Origin of the sequence: Streptomyces hilarionis (genome assembly GCF_024539675.1) — a bacterium.
Lineage (GTDB): Bacteria > Actinomycetota > Actinomycetes > Streptomycetales > Streptomycetaceae > Streptomyces > Streptomyces hilarionis.
In genome coordinates, this window is sequence record NZ_JAHHIT010000523.1 from 1 (window position 1) to 368 (window position 368).

Here is a 368-nt window from a genome sequence, read left to right on the forward strand (position 1 = left end):
TGCTGGTCCTCGACCATTATTAACTTCGGCGTCCGAGCTAAATTTAGAAGCGAACCAGGTTAGTTTGAACATAATCTGCAAATCGCTTTCTCTTGATATCGGGATCCCCTTTACATAAAAAAGGCGATATCCGTCTTGCTTTTCAATCACGTGTTTCAAAAATTGAACCCGTTGCATTCCTGCTTCATAGCTGTTCGGTTCTGATTCATAAAACGAAGTTTTATCTAGCAGGTCTATAAGTTGGCGCAGTTGCTCTTGGAATAGTTTTTGAGCAGTGAGTACCTTTTCTAGACTTGAAGTGCTGGCGGCTTCTTTATTTGACTCTCTAATTCCGACATACACGTCCATTAAATTGGGGTACTGATGTA

Annotated in this window: 1 protein-coding gene; it reads right to left on the reverse strand. The window is 41.0% G+C overall.

Annotation, left to right across the window (positions count from 1 at the left end; genetic code table 11):
• Nucleotides 1-348: DUF8371 domain-containing protein (locus KMS84_RS39375; RefSeq protein WP_498066976.1), on the reverse strand; the 348-nt coding region annotated here is incomplete at its 3' end.
• Between the last annotated feature and the right edge of the window lie 20 nt (nucleotides 349-368).